The sequence below is a fragment of the Paenibacillus glycinis genome (assembly GCF_009909185.1).
Taxonomy (GTDB): Bacteria; Bacillota; Bacilli; order Paenibacillales; family Paenibacillaceae; genus Paenibacillus_Z; species Paenibacillus_Z glycinis.
In genome coordinates, this window is sequence record NZ_JAAAMV010000012.1 from 162497 (window position 1) to 181980 (window position 19484).

16 protein-coding genes are annotated in these 19484 nt (G+C 60.9%); 1 reads left to right on the top strand and 15 read right to left on the bottom strand.

Annotated elements, in window-relative coordinates; all coding sequences use genetic code 11:
• Window positions 1-16: 16 nt before the first annotated feature.
• The 3 genes from GT019_RS16360 to trxB form a co-directional block, all read right to left on the bottom strand.
• Window positions 17-475 (bottom strand): MarR family winged helix-turn-helix transcriptional regulator, encoded by a 459-nt coding sequence (locus GT019_RS16360; protein WP_161744261.1) that lies wholly within the window; start codon window positions 473-475, stop codon window positions 17-19.
• Between the two features lie 191 nt (window positions 476-666).
• Entirely contained in the window at window positions 667-1188 is a 522-nt protein-coding gene (gene tpx, locus GT019_RS16365) for a thiol peroxidase (RefSeq protein WP_161744262.1), read from the bottom strand.
• Between the two features lie 57 nt (window positions 1189-1245).
• On the bottom strand, window positions 1246-2172 hold the full coding sequence (gene trxB, locus GT019_RS16370) for a thioredoxin-disulfide reductase (RefSeq protein ID WP_235948330.1): 927 nt from the start codon (window positions 2170-2172) through the stop codon (window positions 1246-1248).
• A 367-nt stretch (window positions 2173-2539) separates the two neighbouring features.
• Between trxB and GT019_RS16375 the strand changes: the two genes are divergently transcribed.
• The gene (locus GT019_RS16375; protein WP_161744264.1) at window positions 2540-3490 is read left to right on the top strand and encodes an alpha/beta fold hydrolase; all 951 of its coding nucleotides are present in this window, start codon (window positions 2540-2542) and stop codon (window positions 3488-3490) included.
• 140 nt (window positions 3491-3630) lie between these two features.
• On the opposite strand, the gene iolB is transcribed toward GT019_RS16375, so the two are convergent.
• From iolB to GT019_RS16435, 12 genes are all read right to left on the bottom strand, one after another.
• Entirely contained in the window at window positions 3631-4449 is an 819-nt protein-coding gene (iolB, locus tag GT019_RS16380) for a 5-deoxy-glucuronate isomerase (RefSeq protein ID WP_161744265.1), read from the bottom strand.
• 25 nt (window positions 4450-4474) lie between these two features.
• Entirely contained in the window at window positions 4475-5935 is a 1461-nt protein-coding gene (locus GT019_RS16385; protein ID WP_161744266.1) for a CoA-acylating methylmalonate-semialdehyde dehydrogenase, read from the bottom strand.
• A gap of 21 nt (window positions 5936-5956) precedes the next feature.
• On the bottom strand, window positions 5957-6952 hold the full coding sequence (iolC, locus tag GT019_RS16390; protein WP_161744267.1) for a 5-dehydro-2-deoxygluconokinase: 996 nt from the start codon (window positions 6950-6952) through the stop codon (window positions 5957-5959).
• A 182-nt stretch (window positions 6953-7134) separates the two neighbouring features.
• Window positions 7135-9000: a 3D-(3,5/4)-trihydroxycyclohexane-1,2-dione acylhydrolase (decyclizing) gene (gene iolD / locus GT019_RS16395; protein ID WP_161744268.1), complete on the bottom strand. Its 1866-nt coding sequence runs from the start codon at window positions 8998-9000 to the stop codon at window positions 7135-7137.
• Window positions 8997-12299: an alpha-mannosidase gene (locus GT019_RS16400; RefSeq protein ID WP_161744269.1), complete on the bottom strand. Its 3303-nt coding sequence runs from the start codon at window positions 12297-12299 to the stop codon at window positions 8997-8999. Before GT019_RS16400 ends, iolD begins: the two co-directional genes overlap by 4 nt.
• Before the next feature lie 46 nt (window positions 12300-12345).
• Complete coding sequence (locus GT019_RS16405) at window positions 12346-13098, bottom strand: sugar phosphate isomerase/epimerase family protein (protein WP_201755415.1); 753 nt, start codon at window positions 13096-13098, stop codon at window positions 12346-12348.
• Window positions 13095-14036 carry an aldo/keto reductase gene (locus GT019_RS16410; RefSeq protein WP_161744270.1) on the bottom strand — a complete coding sequence of 314 codons (942 nt, stop codon included), beginning with the start codon at window positions 14034-14036 and terminating at the stop codon, window positions 13095-13097. Before GT019_RS16410 ends, GT019_RS16405 begins: the two co-directional genes overlap by 4 nt.
• A 97-nt stretch (window positions 14037-14133) precedes the next feature.
• The gene (locus GT019_RS16415) at window positions 14134-15093 is read right to left on the bottom strand and encodes a carbohydrate kinase family protein (RefSeq protein WP_161744271.1); all 960 of its coding nucleotides are present in this window, start codon (window positions 15091-15093) and stop codon (window positions 14134-14136) included.
• A gap of 44 nt (window positions 15094-15137) precedes the next feature.
• On the bottom strand, window positions 15138-16148 hold the full coding sequence (locus GT019_RS16420; protein WP_161744272.1) for a LacI family DNA-binding transcriptional regulator: 1011 nt from the start codon (window positions 16146-16148) through the stop codon (window positions 15138-15140).
• A 49-nt stretch (window positions 16149-16197) separates the two neighbouring features.
• Window positions 16198-17025, bottom strand: a complete 828-nt coding sequence (locus tag GT019_RS16425) for a carbohydrate ABC transporter permease (RefSeq protein WP_161744273.1) — start codon at window positions 17023-17025, stop codon at window positions 16198-16200.
• Window positions 17026-17043: 18 nt separating this feature from the next.
• Window positions 17044-17928 (bottom strand): carbohydrate ABC transporter permease, encoded by an 885-nt coding sequence (locus GT019_RS16430; protein WP_161744274.1) that lies wholly within the window; start codon window positions 17926-17928, stop codon window positions 17044-17046.
• A gap of 97 nt (window positions 17929-18025) precedes the next feature.
• The gene (locus GT019_RS16435; protein ID WP_161744275.1) at window positions 18026-19324 is read right to left on the bottom strand and encodes an ABC transporter substrate-binding protein; all 1299 of its coding nucleotides are present in this window, start codon (window positions 19322-19324) and stop codon (window positions 18026-18028) included.
• Between the last annotated feature and the right edge of the window lie 160 nt (window positions 19325-19484).

Here is a 19484-nt window from a genome sequence, read left to right on the forward strand (position 1 = left end):
TTCGATATTCTGATCGTTATTTCCCTGCCGACTTCTCGTTCACCTGATGAAGCAGCTTCCGGATCGCCCCGTTCAGTACGCCGATCTCCGCTTCGGTCATCCCGCTCGCTTCCAGAAGCGACAGCGGCACGCACGTCGATTGGTCTTTGAGCGATATCCCTTTGTCGGTAATCCGAATGTGCAGCACCCGCTCGTCTTCCTTCGAACGTTCGCGCCGGACAAGCCCCGCGGCTTCCATTCGTTTCAACATCGGAGTCAGCGTGCCGGAATCCAAGACCAATTGGTCGCCCAAGTCCTTGACCGACATCGTCTCATGCTCCCATAGCGCGAGCAGAACCAGGTATTGCGGATAGGTTAAGTCCAAATCGTCGAGCAGCGGCCGGTACATTCGGAAAATCGCCCTCGAGCAAGCATATAACGAAAAACACAGATGAGCATCCAACGGTATATGAGGTCCCTGATTATCGTTTTTCATAGGTCATCCCTCCTCGAACGTTTCTTCGACAGCCCATCGCCCTTCATATTACAATCCCTTTTACGAAAAAACAATGCATCGCGGAGCCGCAAGACGGAAATAGCGAAAAAAGAAGATGAAGCCCCTTGATCAAGGGGCTTACGTCTTCGTTGCGCTTTGTTCGTATTGCTCCATTTAGGCCGATGGCCCGCTTAATCCGCGATCCCGCGCAGGGCGGCCAGCGCGCCGTCGTAATCCGGATGATCCGACAGTTCGCTCAAGTATTCGACGTAACGGACCGTATCGTCGGCGTCGACGATAAAGATCGCGCGTTGATCCAGCTGCAGTTCTTTGATCAACACGCCGTACGCCTCGCCGAAGGCGCGGTGTTTGTAATCCGACAAGGTGATGACGCGTTCGATGCCGGCGGTGGCGCAAAACCGGCTCTGCGCGAACGGCAAGTCGACCGAGATCGTCAAGACGACCACGCCGTCGCCCAGCTTCGAAGCCTCTTGATTGAAACGGCGCGTTTGCGCGTCGCACACGTCGGTATCCAGCGAAGGCACGACGGAGATAAGCTTGATTTTGCCTTTGTAATCGGAGAGGCTCGCTTCGGTCATCAGATCCTTGTTGATGGTGAAAGCGGGCGCTTTGTCCCCGACTTTCAATTCCGGGCCAACCAGCGTGATCGGTTGTCCGCCTACCGTTGCTTTGCCTGTACGTTCTTGTGCCATGTGAAATAACCTCCATTGGTTGATTAGTTTAGTCGGTCGATAGCCGTTGCATCCTGATTACTGCCGTTCGAACAAGAAGCTCTCGCAATCCAAAGCCGCTTTGCACCCGCTGCCCGCCGACGTGATCGCCTGACGATATATCGGATCCATGACGTCTCCGCAAGCGAATACGCCGGGAACGTTCGTGCGGGAAGTCCCCGGAACGACTTCCACGTAGCCCAGCTCGTCGGTTTGGACCTGGCCGCCCAAGAAGCCGGTGTTCGGACGATGGCCGATCGCAAGGAAGATGCCGTCGGCTTCCAGCACTTCCTCCTCCCCCGTCGCGTTGTTGCGCACCTTGAGGCCGGTCACGCCTTTGTCGCCGGCCATGACTTCGAGCGGGGCGGCGTTAAGGCTCCACGCGATTTTCGCGTTACCGCGCGCGCGGTCCTGCATGATTCGGGAAGCTCGGAGTTCCTCCCTGCGATGCACGAGCCGGACCTCGGAAGCGAACCTCGTCAAGAATTGCGCCTCCTCCATCGCGGTGTCGCCGCCGCCGATGACGATGATCTTCTTGTTCCGGAAGAAAAATCCGTCGCAGGTCGCGCAGGTGCTCACCCCTCTGCCGAAATTCTCGGCTTCCCCGGGGATGCCGACCGTTTTCGCGGAAGCGCCGGTCGAAAGGATCACCGCGTCCGCCGTTATTTCGCCGCCGCCTTCCAAATACAACGTGAACGGACGCTTGGCTAGATCCACGCGGGCGACGTAGCCTGATTGCACGCGCGCGCCGAATCGCTCGGCTTGCTTCCGCATATTCTCCATGAGCTCCGCTCCCGTGATTCCCTCCGGGAAACCGGGGAAGTTCTCGACTTCCGTCGTCGTCGTCAGCTGCCCGCCCGGCTGCGACCCTTCGATAATGAGCGGCGACAGGTTCGCCCGAGCCAAGTAGATCGCCGCCGTTAATCCCGCGGGACCCGTTCCGATAATGACCGTTTGATGATGCAAAGTGTTTTCCTCCCTCGTTCGCCCGCTAATCATTTGTGCACAAACTTTATGAACCAATCATAGCTGCGCAGAAACAATTTGTCAACAAATTAATTTTACACAAATTATATCCGCGATAACCGTCCCAATCACGTTAATGCGATTTTGCACGCCTATATGGAAGCATTAAAATCAGCGGCTCGAACGCAGCGGAATCCGTTCGTTCTTAAGCTTCAATAGAGCGTTTAGCGGAGCTATTTTCGCAAATTAATTTGTTGACAAATGATTTGTACACAAATAATATAGAGACACGGACGAGCCAAAACTTACCACGAATGCGATGGCGAAGTCAGGCTCGCCAACCCACAACTCCGAGGAGGAATACATGATGAAAAGCTTGAAAAACAACAAACTCTTGACGCTGTCGCTGGCGGTGGCGCTGATCGGCACCGGCACGGGAATCGGAACGAGCCTCGCGCAATCGCCCGTCGCGGAAGCGCAGCATTATTCGTCCGGCGTCGTGAATACGAGCGGCGGCCATTACGTAACGGTCGCGAACAACGTGAAGCTGTACGTCGAAGACGTCGGCGAAGGCAAGCCGGTCGTCTTCATTCACGGATGGCCTGCCAATCACGAGATGTACGAATATCAGGAAACCGAATTGCCCCAGAAGGGCATTCGCTTCATCGGAATCGACCTGCGCGGCTTCGGCAAATCCGATCATCCTTACGACGGCTACGATATGGACACCTTCGCGGACGACGTGCGCCAGGTCATCGACAAGCTCGAATTGAAAGACGTGACGCTGGCCGGATTCTCGATGGGCGGCACGGTGGCGACGAATTACATGATCCGTCACAAAGGCCACGCGGTGTCCAAGCTGATGCTGTTCGGAGCCGCTTCGCCCAGCTGGAGCCAGCGCGATGGCTATCCGTACGGCATCACGCAGCAGGATATCGACAACCTCGTAGCGAACCTGAAAGCGGATCGCCCGAACATGCTGAAAAGCTTCGGCGACGATTTCTTCTACAATCAGCCGAGCCCGGCATTCCGCGCTTGGTTCGATCAAATGGGACTGTCCTCGGATCCCCGCGCAACGATCGAGAGCATTCGATCGGTCGCGGAAACGGATCTCCGCGCCGGCCTGAAGAACATCGGCGTGCCTACGCTGATCTTGCACGGGGTGCACGACAAAGCGGTTCCGTTCGCCATCGCGGAACAGCTGCACAAAGGCATTCGGAACTCGACGCTCGTGCCGTTCCAAAACAGCGGCCATGGCCTCTTCTATGAAGAGAAAAATAAATTCAACGATGAGATCGTCAAATTCGTAAAGCCTTAAGACCGATGCGCCTTCGGCAGCCCAGCTTCCCGCTCCCGCAGCCGGAAACGCCTCCCCTCGTTAACCCATGCAGTATCGTTACGATCGGACATGAAAAAACCCGCCGAATACCCGGCGGGTTTGTCCTATATTCGCATGATTTATTTCCCAGCCGGCTTCGGCATAAGCCACGCATGATCCGGATCGTTGTGAAACTTCCACGTCCGCACCGGCCCCGCCATCACGTTCAAATAATACACCTCGTAGCCCGGCGGCGCGGACACGGGATGGTAGCCGCGCGGCACGAGGACGGCTTCGCCGCTCGCCACGGCCAACGTCTCGTCCAGCGAGCGGTCGTCCGTATAGACACGCTGCACCGCGAAGCCCTGCTTCGGCTCCACATGATAGTAATACGTCTCCTCGAGCAGCGATTCCTCGGGCAGACGATCCCGGTCATGCTTGTGCGGCGGATAGCTGGACCAATGGCCGCCCGGCGTGAACACTTCCACGACGAGCAGGCTGTCCGCCGCCTCGGATTCCGGCAAAATGTTGTGGATCAGCCGCTCCGTGCTGCCTTGTCCGCGAGCTTCGACGCCCACGTGCTCGGGGCCGATCAGTCGGGCCGCGTGCGTCCCCTTGCCCGGCGCCCGGCAGACCGCGAGCCGAAGCTCGGTCACGGCCGTGACCTCGAACCGGTCGCCGGAAGGCACGTAGACCGAATACGGCGGAATTTTCTCGAACACGCTCATGCGCGCGCCGATATTGTTCCACGCCCGCTCCGCGGTCGCAACGTCCGCGCGGCCCGCGAGCAGCACGAGGCACGCCTCCTGCTCCCCGGTCGAACGGACGAGCCGTTCCCCGGCTTGCAGCACGTAGACTTCGAAGCCGACATGCGCCCAGCCCGCCGATGCCGGCGTGATGCGCAGGATATTGCCGTCCGCGTCCGGCGTCGGACTTGGTTTGACGATGAGTTCGCTCATGGATGCTTATGCTCCTTCCTGTCGCTTACCAGCGCGCCGTGACCATTTTCTTGCGCGTATAGAACTCCACGCCGTCCTGTCCGTTCGCGTGCAGGTCGCCGTAAAACGATTTTTTCCAGCCCGAGAACGGGAAGAACGCCATCGGCGCGGGCACGCCCAGATTGATGCCGAGCATGCCGGCGTCGATGTTCTCGCGGAAATGGCGGACGTGGCTGCCGTTCTGCGTGAAGAGGCACGCGCCGTTCGCGAAGTCCGATTCGTTGGCCAGCGCGATCGCTTCGTCCAAGCTGTTCACCCGCACGACCGACAGCACCGGCGCGAAGATCTCGTCCTGCCAGATCTTCATCTCGCTCGTCACGTGATCGAAGATGGTCGGGCCGACGAAGTAGCCGTCGCCCGATGCCGCGGCATCGGCGCGTCCGTCGCGGCGCAGCACCGCGCCGTCCTTCTCGCCGGACGCGATGTAGCCGAGCGTGCGCTCCTTGTGCGGACCGCGGATGACCGGGCCGAGGAAGACGCCCTCGTCCATGCCGTTGCCGATCGTGATCCGGTCCGCCGCGGCGACCAGCTTCTCGATCAGCGGCTCGGCCGCTTCGCCGACGGCCACGACGACGGCGCAGGCCATGCAGCGTTCGCCCGCGGAGCCGAAGGCCGCGCCGACGATCTGCGTGACCGCGGCATCGAGATCCGCGTCCGGCATGACGATGGAGTGGTTCTTCGCGCCGGCGAGAGCTTGCACGCGTTTGCCGTGAGCCGACGCGGTCTTGTAGACGTATTCGGCCACCGGCTGGGAGCCGACGAACGAGATCGCCCGGACGTCCGGGTGCTCGAGCAGGCCGTTCACGACGTCATGCGCGCCGTGGACGACGTTCAGCACGCCGTCCGGCAGGCCCGCTTCCCGGAACAGCTCCGCCAGCCGGTTCGCGAGCAGCGGCGTCCGTTCGGACGGCTTCAGCACGAACGTATTGCCGCAGGCGATCGCGAGCGGGAACATCCAGCACGGCACCATCATCGGGAAGTTGAACGGCGTGATGCCGCCGACCACGCCGACCGGATAGCGGTACATGCCGGATTCCAGGTTCGTCGCGATATCCGGCAGCTGCCGGCCCATCATGAGCGATGGCGCGCCGGCGGCGAATTCAACGCACTCGATGCCGCGCAGCACCTCGCCGTGCGCCTCGGTATAGCTCTTGCCGTTCTCCAGCGTGACGATGCGGGCGAGTTCGTCCCAATGATCGACGAGCAGCTGCTGGTATTTGAACAGGATGCGCGCGCGGCGGGGAACCGGCGTCTTGCTCCATGCCGCGAAGGCGGCTTGGGCGACGCGGACCGCGCCGTCCAGCTCTTCCTTGGACGATAGCGGGACATGGTTGATGATCTCGCCGGTTGCCGGGTTATAGACCGGCTCGGAGCTGCCGGAGACGGATGCGACCCATTCGCCGCCGATGAAGTTGGGAAGCAGGGCCGGTGCGTTCGTGTGGGACATGCGGAAGATCTCCTTTCGTGATTACGCGTGTTGGGAAGCCTCAATATAATCTTCGATCTGCCGAACGGTCGGCATCGCGTCGGAGCAGCTGTGGCTGGAGATGACGATGGACGCGGACGCGCTGCCGAACGCCATGCTCCGGCCGACGCTCCACCCCTGCATCAGGCCGTAGAGGAAGCCCGCCGCGTAGGAATCGCCCGCGCCGAACGTCTTGATGACCTTCGCGGGGAAGATCGCTCCCCGATGCGAGCTGCCGTCTTTGCCGTAGGCGATCGAGCCGTCCTTGCCGTGCTTGATGACGACGAGCTCGGCGCGGCAGCCGAACCATTGCGCCGCCGTCGCCTCGTCGCTCCGTTCGGCGTTGCCGTCGAAGCGCTCGAGCATGTCGAATTCCTCGCGGGTGCCGATGATGATGTCGCTCTTCTCCGCCGCGAGATGGTAGTAGATCGCCGTTTCCTCCGGCGAAGCCCACGAATACGGCCGGTAATCGATATCGAAGACGACCTTCGTGCCGTGCTTGCGGGCATATCGGAGCGCCAGCAGCACCGCTTCGCGCGACGGGCTCTTCGCGAGCGCCGTGCCGGAGACGAGCAGCACCTTGCTGCCGGCGATAAGCGCCTCGTCCACTTCTTCCGGCGCGAGCAGCAGATCGGCGACGTTGTCGCGGTACATGAGGATGCTGCAGTCCTCGGGACTCTTGATTTCCGTGAACGCGAGTCCCGTTACCGCGCCCGTGCGGTCCGTCGTCACGCCGGACGTCTCGATGCCGTTATCGCGCAAATATTGCAGGATGAAACGGCCCATCTGGTCGTCCGCCACCTTGCCGATGAAAGCGGCGCTCTGCCCCAGGCGGGACATGCCGATGCAAATATTGGCCGGCGAGCCGCCGACGTACTTGGTGAACGTCATCGTCTCTTCCATCGGGCGATTGATCTCGTTGGCGTTCAAATCGATGCACAGCCGGCCGATCGCGACGAAATCGCGCGGCTTGCCGCTATCGAAAGCGATGGAATCCATGCAGCAGCCCTCCCTGATGATCGGAATGAATGTATGTCATGCCAGGAATGAATTTCACGCGGTGAATGATTTATTTCGTGAAAGGAATCGATTATTACGCGATGCATCCCTTATTTCTCGAATGATTGGCAATGTATCGAAGTGCAAGCTATTTCATGCGATGAATCGCCTAGGAACGGCCGTCAATACGGACGCGCGGCGCGGAGTGCCTCTTGCATCCGTTCGTGCGCCTCGACGACCTTCCCGCTCTCGGACACCTCCGGCACGCCGACATGCCACCACGACTCGTAGCCGTCCGTGTTCGTGCCCGGCAATACCTTGATCTCCACCAGCGCCGGACCTTCCTCGTCCTTGGCCAGGCGCAGCGCTTCGGCCAATTCCTCGGCCGTGCGCGCCGTATAGGCGGCAGCGCCCAAGCTGCGCGCATGCATTGCGAAGTCGATCGGCATGTACTTGCCGCTCAGGCGGCCCGTTTCCTTGGAGCGGAAACGAAATTCGTTGCCGAAGCCGTCGCTGCCGTGCCCGCGCTGCAAATTATGAATGCACTGGAAGCCGTGATTGTCGAGCAGCAGCACCGTCAGCTTCACGCCTTCTTGAATGGCCGTCACCAGCTCCGAATGGAGCATGAGGTAGCTGCCGTCGCCCACGAAGGCGTACACGTCGCGCTCCGGCTCGGCGAGCGCTGCTCCGAACGCCCCGCTGACCTCGTAGCCCATGCAGGAGAAGCCGTATTCCATGTGGTACGTCTTGGGCTCGGTCGTGCGCCAGACGCGGTGCAGGTCGCCCGGCAAACTGCCGGCGGCGGCCACGATGACGTCCTTCGGACCGATAAAGGCGTTGATGACGCCGAGCGCGCGCGTCTGCGTCAAGCCTTCGTCGCTTTCGAGCGCATAGAGACGGTCGACCTCGGCGTTCCATTCCGCCTTGAGCGCGGCGACGGCTCCTTCCTCGTAGCCGCTCATGTAGCCGAGCAGCGTCAGCTCCTCCGCCAATGCAGCAAGCCCTGTCCGGGCATCCGCCGCGATGGCCGCGCCTTCCAGCTTGACCGCGTCGAACGCGCTGACGTTGATGTTCACGAACGCCGCGTCCGGGTTCCGGAACGCCGACTTGGACGCCGTCGTGAAATCGGAGAAGCGCGTGCCGACGCCGATGACGACGTCCGCTTCCGCGGCGATCCGGTTCGCGGCCAGCGTGCCGGTCGTGCCGACGCCGCCGAGGGCGAGCGGATGGTTCCACGGCATGGCGCTCTTGCCGGCCTGCGTCTCCGCGACCGGGATGCCGAACGCTTCCGCGAACCGCAGCAGCGCTCGCGTCGCCTCGGCGTAGAGCACGCCGCCGCCCGCGACGATCAGCGGCTTGCGCTTGCCGACGATCGCCTCGGCAGCCCGCTTGACCGCATCCGGAGCCGCCGGACGGCGGTCGAGGTAATGCACCCGCTTCTCGAAGAACGCGGCCGGATAGTCGTAAGCTTCGGCCTGCACGTCCTGCGGCAGCGCCAGCGTAACGGCGCCCGTATCCGCGGGATCGGTCAAGACGCGCATCGCCTGCAGCAGCGACGCCATCAGCTGCTCGGGGCGGACGATCCGGTCCCAGAACTTGCTGACCGGCTTGAACGCATCGGTCGCCGAGACGGAATAATCGCTCGGCACCTCGAGCTGCTGCAGCACGGGATCCGGCTGCCGGCAGGCGAAGTTGTCGCCCGGCAGCAGCAGGACGGGGATGCGGTTGACCGTCGCCGTGCCGGCCGCGGTCACCATGTTCAGCGCGCCCGGACCGATCGACGAGGTGCAGGCGAAGATCTGCCGGCGGTTCTTCTGCTTGGCGTAAGCCGCCGCGGCATGCACCATGCCCTGCTCGTTCTTGCCTTGGATGAATTCGAGCCCGCCGGACGCCCGTTCGAGCGCTTCGCCGATGCCCGTCACGTTGCCGTGGCCGAAGATGCCCATGACGCCGCGGACGAATTTGATCTCTTCCCCGTCCGCGGACAGGTATTGGTTGTCCAGGAACTTAAGAAGCGCCTGGGCCATCGTCAGTCGAATCGTATTCATGCGTTGCCGCCTCCGTTCACGGATGATGTCGAGCCGGATTCCAGCTCGATCAGGAAGGTCTTGATCTCGTACGGCTTCAGTTCGATGGCATGCTTCGCGACGCGCCCGCGAATCGGAGGGTTCTCTTCAACCCCGCCGATAGCTTGGCTCCCGCGGCTCTCGCGAGTCGCGCCGTTCGCCCGATCCTCGCCGTCCGCTCTATTCCCAAGGTTTTCTCCGGTCGCGCCGTCCGCGAGCGGCCGCTCCATCAGATCGCATTCCCGCACGGAGCGGATCCGCAGATCGCTGCGGAGCTCCGCGTTCGCGCGCATGCCCGCGAATTCATGGACGCGCAGCACGATCCGCTCGCCGTCCTCCGACTTCTTGACGGCATCCACCATCACGTTCGGCGCGGACAGCGCGAACATGGACAGGGTGCCCCCAGCGGGCGCGCCGGCGACGCTCGTCAGCGGATTGTTGAGCGCCCACGCTTCCTGCGCCGTATTCCCCGCATACCAATCGCCTGCATGCGGCAGCAGCGCGTACGTGAATTCATGCTCCCCGATATCCGCGTTCGGATCGGGATGGATCGCCGACTTGATCAGCGACAGGCGCATGACGTTGTCCTTGATATCGTAGCCGTACTTGCAGTCGTTCAGCAGGCTGACGCCATAGCCGCGCTCGGACAGGTCGGCCCATTGGTGCCCGACCGATTCGAACCGCGCGTAGTCCCAGCTCGTGTTCCAGTGCGTCGGCCGCTTGACGTTGCCGAATTGAATGTCGTACGTCGCTTCCGTCGCGCGCACGGCCACCGGGAAAGCGACCTTCAGCAGCTGCTGGTGCTCCCGCCAGTCGATATGCGTGCGGAAATCGATCCGCCGGCTCCCGGCGTAGACGGTCATCTTCTGCGTGACGACGGACCCGGCGTACCGCCAGCGGAACGCGACGGTCGCCGCCAGCGGTCCGAGCTCGACCAGCTCGGCCGACTCGAGCTCCGTGATCTCGCGCAGCTTCTCTTGATAGAAAATATCGATGTCCCACGCGTCGAAATGCATCGGCTTGTCCTCGAACGCCTGCAGCACGTTCCCGCGCGCGCCTTCGGCCAGCACGTCGCGCCCATGGTCCAGATCGTATATCCGTATCAATTGCCCCGCCGCGTTCCACGCGAGCTCGTAATGCGGCGTCTTCAGCACGCTGCCTTCCAATGCAAACGGCGTCTCCGCCGCGAATGCCGACGTCCAAGCTTGGTCGTCCGCGTAATGAATCGCCGCGACGCCGAGCGACGGCACGGCAGGAGATTCCACGATCCAGCGTCCGTCCGTCAACTGCGCCTGCAGGGGATTGCCCGAGGCATCGCTCCATGCGCTGCCCGCCGGCGCGCTCGCCGCATCCAGCACGACGAGCTCGCGCCGCGTCCACGACGAGCCGTTCATCACGGTCATCGCGCCCGCTTCCGCGCGGCCGGATCTGATGGCGGCCGCCGCCTCTTGCCAAGCCTCGTCCGCGATCGCTTGCGCCTGCGCATATTCCTCGCGGCTGTCCGCATAGACCTCGGCGATCGAGGAGCCGGGAATGATATCATGGAATTGATTGCGCAAAATAATCGTCCAGCCTTCGTTCAGCGCCCGCTGCCCGTAGAGGCTCCAATCGCCGCGCTGCACGGCGGCCAGCGCGCTCAGCCATTCCGTCTCGCGGTACAGCAGCTCGAGCTTGCGGTTCATCCGCTTGTTGTACGCCTGGCTCGTATACGTGCCGCGGTGGTACTCCAGGTACAACTCGCCGTCCCACGTATGCACGTAGCGGTCTGTCGAAGCGAAGGTGTCCTGCAGCCGCCGGAAATAATCGTCCGCGCGGCCCGTCTTCACGTTCGGCAAGCCGGGCATGCCGTCGAGACGGCGCCGCATCTCGAGCATCTCGCGGTTCACGCCGCCCCCGCCGTCCCCGTAGCCGTAAGACAGCAGCAGCTCCTGGTTGACTTCCTTGTCGCGGTAGCCGTCCCAGATGCCCTTGACCGTCTCCGGCGTGACGAAGCCGTTGTACGTATAGAAGAACGCGTTCGCTTCCTCCCAGTCGTCCGGCGTCGTGATGAAATGCGTCAGCACCTCCGAGCCGTCGATGCCCCGCCACTTGAACGTGTCGTTCGGCATCCGGTTGAACTGGTTCCAGCTGATCTTGGTCGTCATGAACGTATCGAAGCCGGATTTCCGCAGGATCTGCGGCAGCGCCCAGCTATAGCCGAAGACGTCCGGGAGCCACAGGTACGTGCTTTCCGCGCCGAACTCCTCGCGCATGAACCGCGTGCCGAACAGGAACTGGCGAACGAGCGATTCGCCGGACGTCAGGTTGCAGTCGGCTTCCAGCCACATGCCGCCGCCGATCTCCCAGCGTCCTTCGCGGATCCGCTCGCGAATTTGCTCATAGATATCCGGGTAATCTTGTTTGATATAGGCATAAAGCTGCGGCTGCGTTTGCAGGAACACATAATCCGGGAAACGCTCCATCAGGCGCAGCACCGTCGAGAACGACCGCGCGCTCTTCTCCCGCGTATGCTTCAGCCGCCACAGCCACGCGACGTCGATATGCGTATGGCCGACGCAGGTTACCGTCACCGGGGAGCGCTTGTCGAACTTGCCCAGCTCGCCGTTCAACAGCTCCCTCGCCGCATGGACGGATTCGTAATACGCATCCGAGCCCGGCAAGGACCAGTCGATCAGCAGAAACGCCCGGTCGAGCGCCTTGACGAGCGCGGCCCGGTCGGGATGGGACGGATCGAGCTCCTTGATCGTGCCCAGCACGGCTTGGCCCGTATAATAGAGGTCGTCGACCCGCTCGTCCAGCCAGCACAGCTCGGCGCGCTTCACGGTATGCTTCATGTCGCGCGGCTTGCCGCCGCCTTCGAGGCCGGTCCACAACCGAATATCCATTCTTCCGGCGGCGCCTGCCGCGTCCTCCGGCAGGAACACTTCCTGATGATTCGAATCGACGCCTTGGTACGGAACGCCGTTCCAATAAAACAGCGATTCGAAGCCGTCGTTGTTGCCCCCGCCCGTCTCGCCGAAATCAAATCGGCCGAGCACGGACCGGCCTGCCCATTCCGCCGGCACGTCGACGCCGCGCGACAGCCATACGTAGCGGTCGCGGCCCTGCCACGTATCGCCGACGTTCAATTCGTACGCCGCGCCGGAGGCGGGAGGACGGGCGCCGTTCGCGCCCGCCTCGTCCTCGATCGCGGTAAACCTATCCAAAGGCCGGACGTCGCGATAGCGGGTTTCGCTCAATTCGCGCAGCCGGGCCGCAAGCTTCGATTCCGTAAACAACATGGGTTAGCCTCCCCTTCGCTTTCCTGCGGAAATCGCGATAATCGGCTTAGAGCGTTTCGTCCAGCTTGAGCAGGTACTCCAGGCTTGTCGCGAGGCTGTCCAGCGGGCTGCCCGGGCAGTAATCCTGCTCGACGGCGAACCATTCGACGCCGCTCGCAAGTCCCCAGCGCAGGATCGGCGCGAAGTCGATGACGCCGGAACCGATCTCCGCGAAATACTGGCGGTCGTCGGCTGTCATGTCCTTCAAGTGAAGGATCGGCATCCGGTTCGCGTAGCCGCGGATGAACGACAGCGGATCCTGGCCCGCTTTCTTCACCCAGTACGTATCGATCTCGGCGTATACCGCCGGGTCTTCGAGCAGGTATTCGAGCGCGAACTTGCCGTCGATCGTCGTGTGGAACTCGAAATCGTGGTTATGGTAGCCGACCCGGAATTCCGTTCCCTTCACGCGCTCCGCGACGGCCAGCAGGTCATGCTTCACGCTCGCGTACCCTTCCGGGTTCTGCAATCCGTCCGGCAGGGAGTGGCAGATGAAATCCCGCGTGCCGAACAAACGCGCTTCCTCGAGCACGTTGTCCAGGTCGTCCCGCATCCGAGGCAGCCCGACGTGCATGCCGGCGGTCTTGAGGCCGAGCTCGTTCATGACCGCCGCGATGTCGCGCGCCGGGTTGCCGTGCAGGCCGTCGATTTGGACGGCTGCCCAGCCCATTTTGGCCAAGTCCCGCAGGACGGCTTCGAAATCCTTCTTCAGTTCGTTGCGCACGGTGTACAGCTGCGCGGCCAGTTGATGCTTGATCATTGCGCGATCGCCTCCCTTTTCAAATCCAGCCATTCGACTTCTTCGTGCGTCAGATGCAGATTCATCGCCTCGACCGAGGAGAGCAGCTCTCCGGGATTGCGCGGTCCGATGATCGCGCCGGTGGCGAACGGCTGATGCAGCACGTAGGACAGCGCGAGCTGGATCGGGGTGACGCCCTTCTCCTCGGCCATCTTCACGGCCCGGCGGTAACGCTCCCAGTTGCCTTCGCTGTAGTACACGCGCACCATCTCCTCGTCCGCGCGGTTCTCGGGCGTGAAGTGGCCGGAGAAGAATCCGCCCGCCTGCGCCGACCAGGACAAGAGCGGCAGGCCGTTCGCCGCGTGCCAGGCGATCGTCGCCTCGTCCGCCGAGACGACGCCGGGCCACCGCGCTTCCTGCGGCTTGGCCAGGCTCAGGTTCGTGCTGCTGAACGCGAATCCGGTCAAGCCGTGCGCGGCCGCGTAATCGTTCGCTTCCTGAATCCGCGCGTGCGTCCAGTTCGACGCGCCGAACGCGCGCAGCCGCCCGGCTTCGAGGTTCGCGTTCAGCTCCTCGATGATCGGTCCGACCGGCACGGTCTCGTCGTCGCGGTGCAGCGCGAAGAGCTCGACGTGATCGGTGCCGAGCCGCTCCAGGCTTTCCGCCAGATCCTGCCGGATCGCCTGCGGGTTCACCCGCGGTCCCGGACTCCCGTCGTCGTGATGGGCGCCCTTCGTCAGGATGACGACCTTGTCCCGCAGCTTCTCCTCGGCGAGCCACTCGCCGAGCAGCTTCTCCCTGCCCCGGTATTGATGGGCGGTATCGAACGCATTGCCGCCGGCGTCCACGTAAGCGCGCAGCATCAGCCGTTCGTTCTCCTCCAGCTTGCGCAAGTCGCCCGTGCCCATGATCAGCCGGGAGATCGGTTTATCCACACCTTGAATATGCAACGCGTTCATCCTTGCATCCTCCTTAGACAGCTCAAGTTAGATCCGCTTTATTCATCCGCTTTGCGAAACTTTCATCTGGTATCGATTCCATATCGACCGCTCCCGCTCATTGCGAGATCGCCCGCGGCAGGCTGCGGCTGCCTTCGTGCCGCTGCAGAAACGCCCGCAGCCCGTTCAAATCCGCCGTGCCCGTGCTCCCGCCGTACGCGCCGACGGACATCGCGCCGCAGGCGTTGCCGAACTTGAGCGACGTCTCGACGTCGAAGCCTTGGATGAAGCCGTACAAATACCCGGCATTGAAGGAATCTCCCGCGCCGGTCGTATCCACGGCCTCGACCTTGAACGCCGGATGCCGCGTCATGACGCCGTCCTTCATCGCGACGGCTCCGTCCGAGCCGAGCTTCACCACGATATGTCCGCCGTGATCCGCCATGAGCGCGAGCGAATCCGCGATCCGCTCGCGGCGCGTATAGTGCAGCGCTTCGGTCTCGTTCATCAGGAACACGTCGACGTGGCGCATCAGCTCGAAAATGCCCTCGTACCATTCGCCGGAATCGTCCCAGCCGACGTCGCAGGAGAGCGTAACGCCCTTTTCCTTCAGCTGCTTGACGATCGCGAGAAACTGATCGTGGTTGTCCCTGCCCCGGTAGCCCGTCAGATGGACATGCCGCCCCTGCGCGATCTGTTCGAGGTCGAGCCGCTCGAGCGCCAGCTCCTGATTGGATCCCATATAGGACAGGAAGGAGCGGTCCGTATCCGGATTGAAGGCGATCGAGATGCCGGTTTGATGGGTTTTGCTCGTTTGAATGAGGCTGGTATCGATACCATATTGGGCGAATTGCTCCCGGATGAAGCTGCCGTTGCTGTCATCCCCCAATACGCCGTTGAATGCGACGCCAAGGCCGAGCTTGGCGAGAGAGAGCGAGAACAACGCCGCTCCCCCGCCTACGTGCATCATCATGTTATCCACGAACACTTCCTGGCCGGGCTGCGGCACCTGGCTGTACCCCACTACCACAAGATCTATATTGACGTCTCCGACGACGACAGCATCGAATTTCTTCAAGTCTCTCTCCCTCTTCCACTCCGATGTAATGATGCCTGCGCTAATTATCCATGCTGCCTGCAGCTGTCGCGCACGACGAGATGATGCCGCAGCACGACATCCTGTCTAGGCGCGTCTTCTTGATCCATGATCATGTCGATCAATACCTCGACCGTGACCTTCCCCATCTCCTGGATCGGCTGCTCCATGGACGTCAAACGCGGCCGCACGAGCTCCGTCAGCTGGCTTCCGTCGAAGCCGACGATCGAGAGGTCGTCCGGCACCGCCAGCCCTTGGTCGCGCACGGCGTTCATGGCGCCTACCGCCATGTCGTCGCTGACGGCGAAGACGGCCGTCGGACGGTTATCGCACGCAAGCAGCTCCCGGATGAGATCGTACCCGCTTTGCGTCTTGTAATCGCCGAAACGAACATGCTCGTCCACGAGCGGCAGCGAGCTGTCGGCCATCGCCCGGCAGTATCCGATGTAGCGGTTCTGCCCCGACGTCACGTCGCGCATGTCGCCGCCGATGAAGCCGATCCGTTCATGCCCGAGCTCGATCAGGTAGCGCGTCGCGTCGTAAGCGGCCGTGTAGTCGTCGATGATTACGGAGACGAACGCCTGCTCCGTCGGCTTGACGCTGGAGAAGATGATCGGGATTCCGAGCTTATGGATCATGTCCCGGATCTCGTCGTTCAGCTTCTCGTGCATGATGATGATGCCGTCCACGCGCATTTCCTTGAACACGTTCAAGTATTTGAGCTCTTTGTCGATGTCCTCGATGATGTTGCACACCAGCAGGTTATACTCGTTCATGCTCGCCGTTTTCTCGATGCTGCTCAGGATGGTGGAATAAAAGCTCGACGTCACGTCGGGCACGATGACCCCGATGAGATTCGTCTTCTTCCGGACGAGACTCCTTGCGATATGGCTTGGCGTATATCCCAGTTCGTCGATTGCCCGCTTCACTCTGTCCTTCAAGTCGTCTTTGACATACTTTTCGCCGTTCAGCACTCGCGAAACCGTCGTAACCGATACGCCCGCCTTTTTCGCCACATCTTTGATTTTCGGCGCCATACGCTCATCAAGCCCCCAATTTCTTCATCCATGCGTCGTTATCGCCCCGTTAGCTCTTGACCGCTCCTTCCATGATTCCGGCGATGAACTGCCGGCTGACCACGAGGAAGATGACGATAAGCGGCAAGGTTGCCATGAGCGTGCCGGTCATGACCATGGAGTAATCTGCCGTATGAACTGATTTTAACTGTTGGAGAGCTAACATTAAAGTGAATTTGGACGTATCCGTCAAAACAATTAACGGCCACAGGTAATCTTCCCACGTGCCCATGAACGTCGTGATCGCCAGAAACGCCAGCGCCGGCCGCAGGATCGGCAGGGCGATGCGCCAGTATTGGCCGAATTTGCTGCAGCCGTCGATGCGCGCGGATTCCAGCAGCTCGTTATGGATGGCCAGCGCGTACTGCCGGATCCAAAAGATTCCGAACGCGGAGGCGATACCCGGCACGATCAGCGCTTTATAGTCGCCGACCCAGCCGAGCTCCTTGATGATCATGAACTGCGGCACGAGCAGCATTTGCCCCGGAATCATCATCGTGCCGATCATGACGTAGAACAGCGCCTTGGAGCCCGGGAATTGGAACTTCGCGAACGTAAACCCCGTTAACGAGTTGAAGAACAGCTGCAGCGTCGTGCTGAGCACCGCGATGAAGATGGTATTGAAGAGGGCGCGAATGAAATTGGTGTTATCCATGACATGATTGAAGTTCGTCATGAAATACCCGCCGAACGTCAGCTTCGGAGGGAACGCGAAGATGGCGCTCGTCTGGTTCGTCGACATGACGACCAGCCAGTAAAACGGGAAGATCGATACCAGCACGCCGATCATCAGCACGGTGTGCAGCAGGATCTTCTTAGTCAGGATTGCCTTGCCCATCCGTCATTCACCTCGTTATCAATCGTCAGATTTATTGAAGACTTTCCAGTTCAGGACCGACAGCAGGCCGATGATGATGAAGAGCACCCACGAGACGGCGGCCGCGTAGCCGTAGTTCTGATACGTAAAGCCTTCCCGGAACATGTACAGCACCACGGTATCCGTGCCGGGATACGGGGATTGCGTGCCTGCCAGAACCTGCGGTTCGGTGAAGATCTGGAATCCGCCGATCGTCGACATCATCACGGAGAACAGGATGATCGGCTTCAGCATCGGCAGCGTGATCCGCAGGAACGTCTGGACCGTCGACGCGCCGTCGAGCTCGGCCGCCTCGTACAGGTCTTTCGGGATCCGCTGCAGGCCGGATAAGTAGATGATGGCGTTGTAGCCCATGTACCGCCAGCAGATCATCGCCGCGATGACGACGCGGGACGCGAAGGGCGAGTTGAACCATTCGATGCGCGAGAGTCCTACTTTCTGCAGCAGGAAATTGATCAGCCCGTATTCGTTGCCGAACAGGGACTGGAATATGATAACGACAGCGACCATGGCCGTAATATTCGGTAGGAAATAAGCGATGCGGTAGAAACCCTTGAACCTCACGATGGCCATGTTGATCAAGAAGGCGACGATCAAGGCGCAGATCAGCTGCGGCGCGTTCCCCAGGATCCAGAGGATGATGTTGTTGACGAGCGCATGCCAGAACGTCGGATCCGTGAACAGGTACGTGAAATTGGCGGAGCCGACGTACTTCATCTCCCCGATGCCGTCCCATTTGTGGGTCGAGAGGAAGACGGAGTAGAAGATCGGGAATACGGAAAAGACCAGGAACAAAATATAAAACGGCGAGATAAACAGATACAACGCTCTGCTCTTGTAGATGTCTTTCAAAAGGCCTCCCATGCGATTCCTCCGTTACTTGGCTGGGACGGGAAGGGCCTGCGCCCTTCCCCGTTCCATCCGTTATGAATGCCAAGCTTGGCTGCGGTCCCGGATCCGCTTAGTGGGACAGCTGTTTCTTGATTTTGTCCTGCGCGTCCTGCCACGATTTGACGGGATCGCGCTTCTTGTCGACGGCGACGAGCGCGTCGGTGATGGCCGTGCTCGCAACCGTGTCGCGGGAATCGGTGTGCGCGACCTTGACGTCTTTCGCGGCGTCCGCGAACACGGTGCTCAGGTCTTGGTTGCCGAAGAATTCATTCTTGTTGACCATGTCCGGGCTCGTGTAGATCTCCGGCGTCGACGGATAGTTGCCGAATTCCTTGTATGCCGTCACCAGGTTTTCCGGGCTGACGAGGAACTGGATGACTTCATAGGCTTCCTTCGGATGCTTCGTCGAGCTGAGCGCGCCGAAGAACGAACCGCCTTGGTTGCCGGCGCCGCCCGGCGGATGCGCGATGTTCCATTTGCCCTTCGTGTCCGGAGCCGCGCTGATCAGATCGCCGACGGCCCACGAAGCGCCCGTGAACATGCCGATTTTGCCGTTGTTGATGGCCGCGTTTTGCTCGGAACCGTTGGAGTACGGGAAGGTCAAGCCCTCCTGATCGGCTTTAACCGACATGTCGTACGCGCTCTTCACGTGCGCTTGGTCGCCGATATAGTTGCCTTGCTCGTCGAAGTACGACTTGCTGCTTTGACCCATGATCGTGTTGTAGATGTCGGCGATATTGCCCGTCGTGGCGCCCGTCGCGTCCTTCAATTTCTTCAGCAGGGCGAAATAATCGTCCCACGTCTTCACCGCGGTGCTGACCGCGTCCGGCGTGTTCGGTATGCCCGCTTTCTCCAGCAGGTCCGTGCGGTAGTAGAGCACGACCGGCGCAACGTCGATCGGCATGCCGATCAAATATTTATCGTCCGGCGTCGCGGCCATTTTCCATTTCCAGTCCAAGTACTTGGATTGCACGTCCTTGGCGCCTTGGTCGTACAGATTCACGAATTTATCTTTATACGTCAACATCGAGGAAACCCAGCTGTCCATCGCGACGATATCGGGACCGTCCCCGCCGCCGACGAGGGTAGCTTTCAACTTGGTGAAATAGTCGTCCCCGGATGGAAGCTTCTCTGCCTGCAGATCGATGTTCGGGAATTTCGCTTTCGCCGCTTCGATCGTGGAATCGGAAATCGCGCCGTTCCAGTACCATAGCTTCAGCGGAATTTTTTCGGTTGAAGCGCTTTCTCCGTTGCCGTTACCGGATGCCGTGTTATTGGAACCGTTGGATCCGTTAGAACCGCAAGCCGTCAGGACAAGCAGCACGCACGCCAGCAAGATGGCGGTTAAACCAAAGGACTTTGTTTTCATTGACTCGTTCCCCCAATTTTAGAAAATAAAGTGCATTCATAGGATGACTGCATTCCGCTTTCTTCAAAGCTTTCCTCATTCGCAACTTCCTATTCACCTGCCGACATGCTTTCCGATCCTACCACCACCCTCGAAAAATAAGTCGGAACACGACACTCTG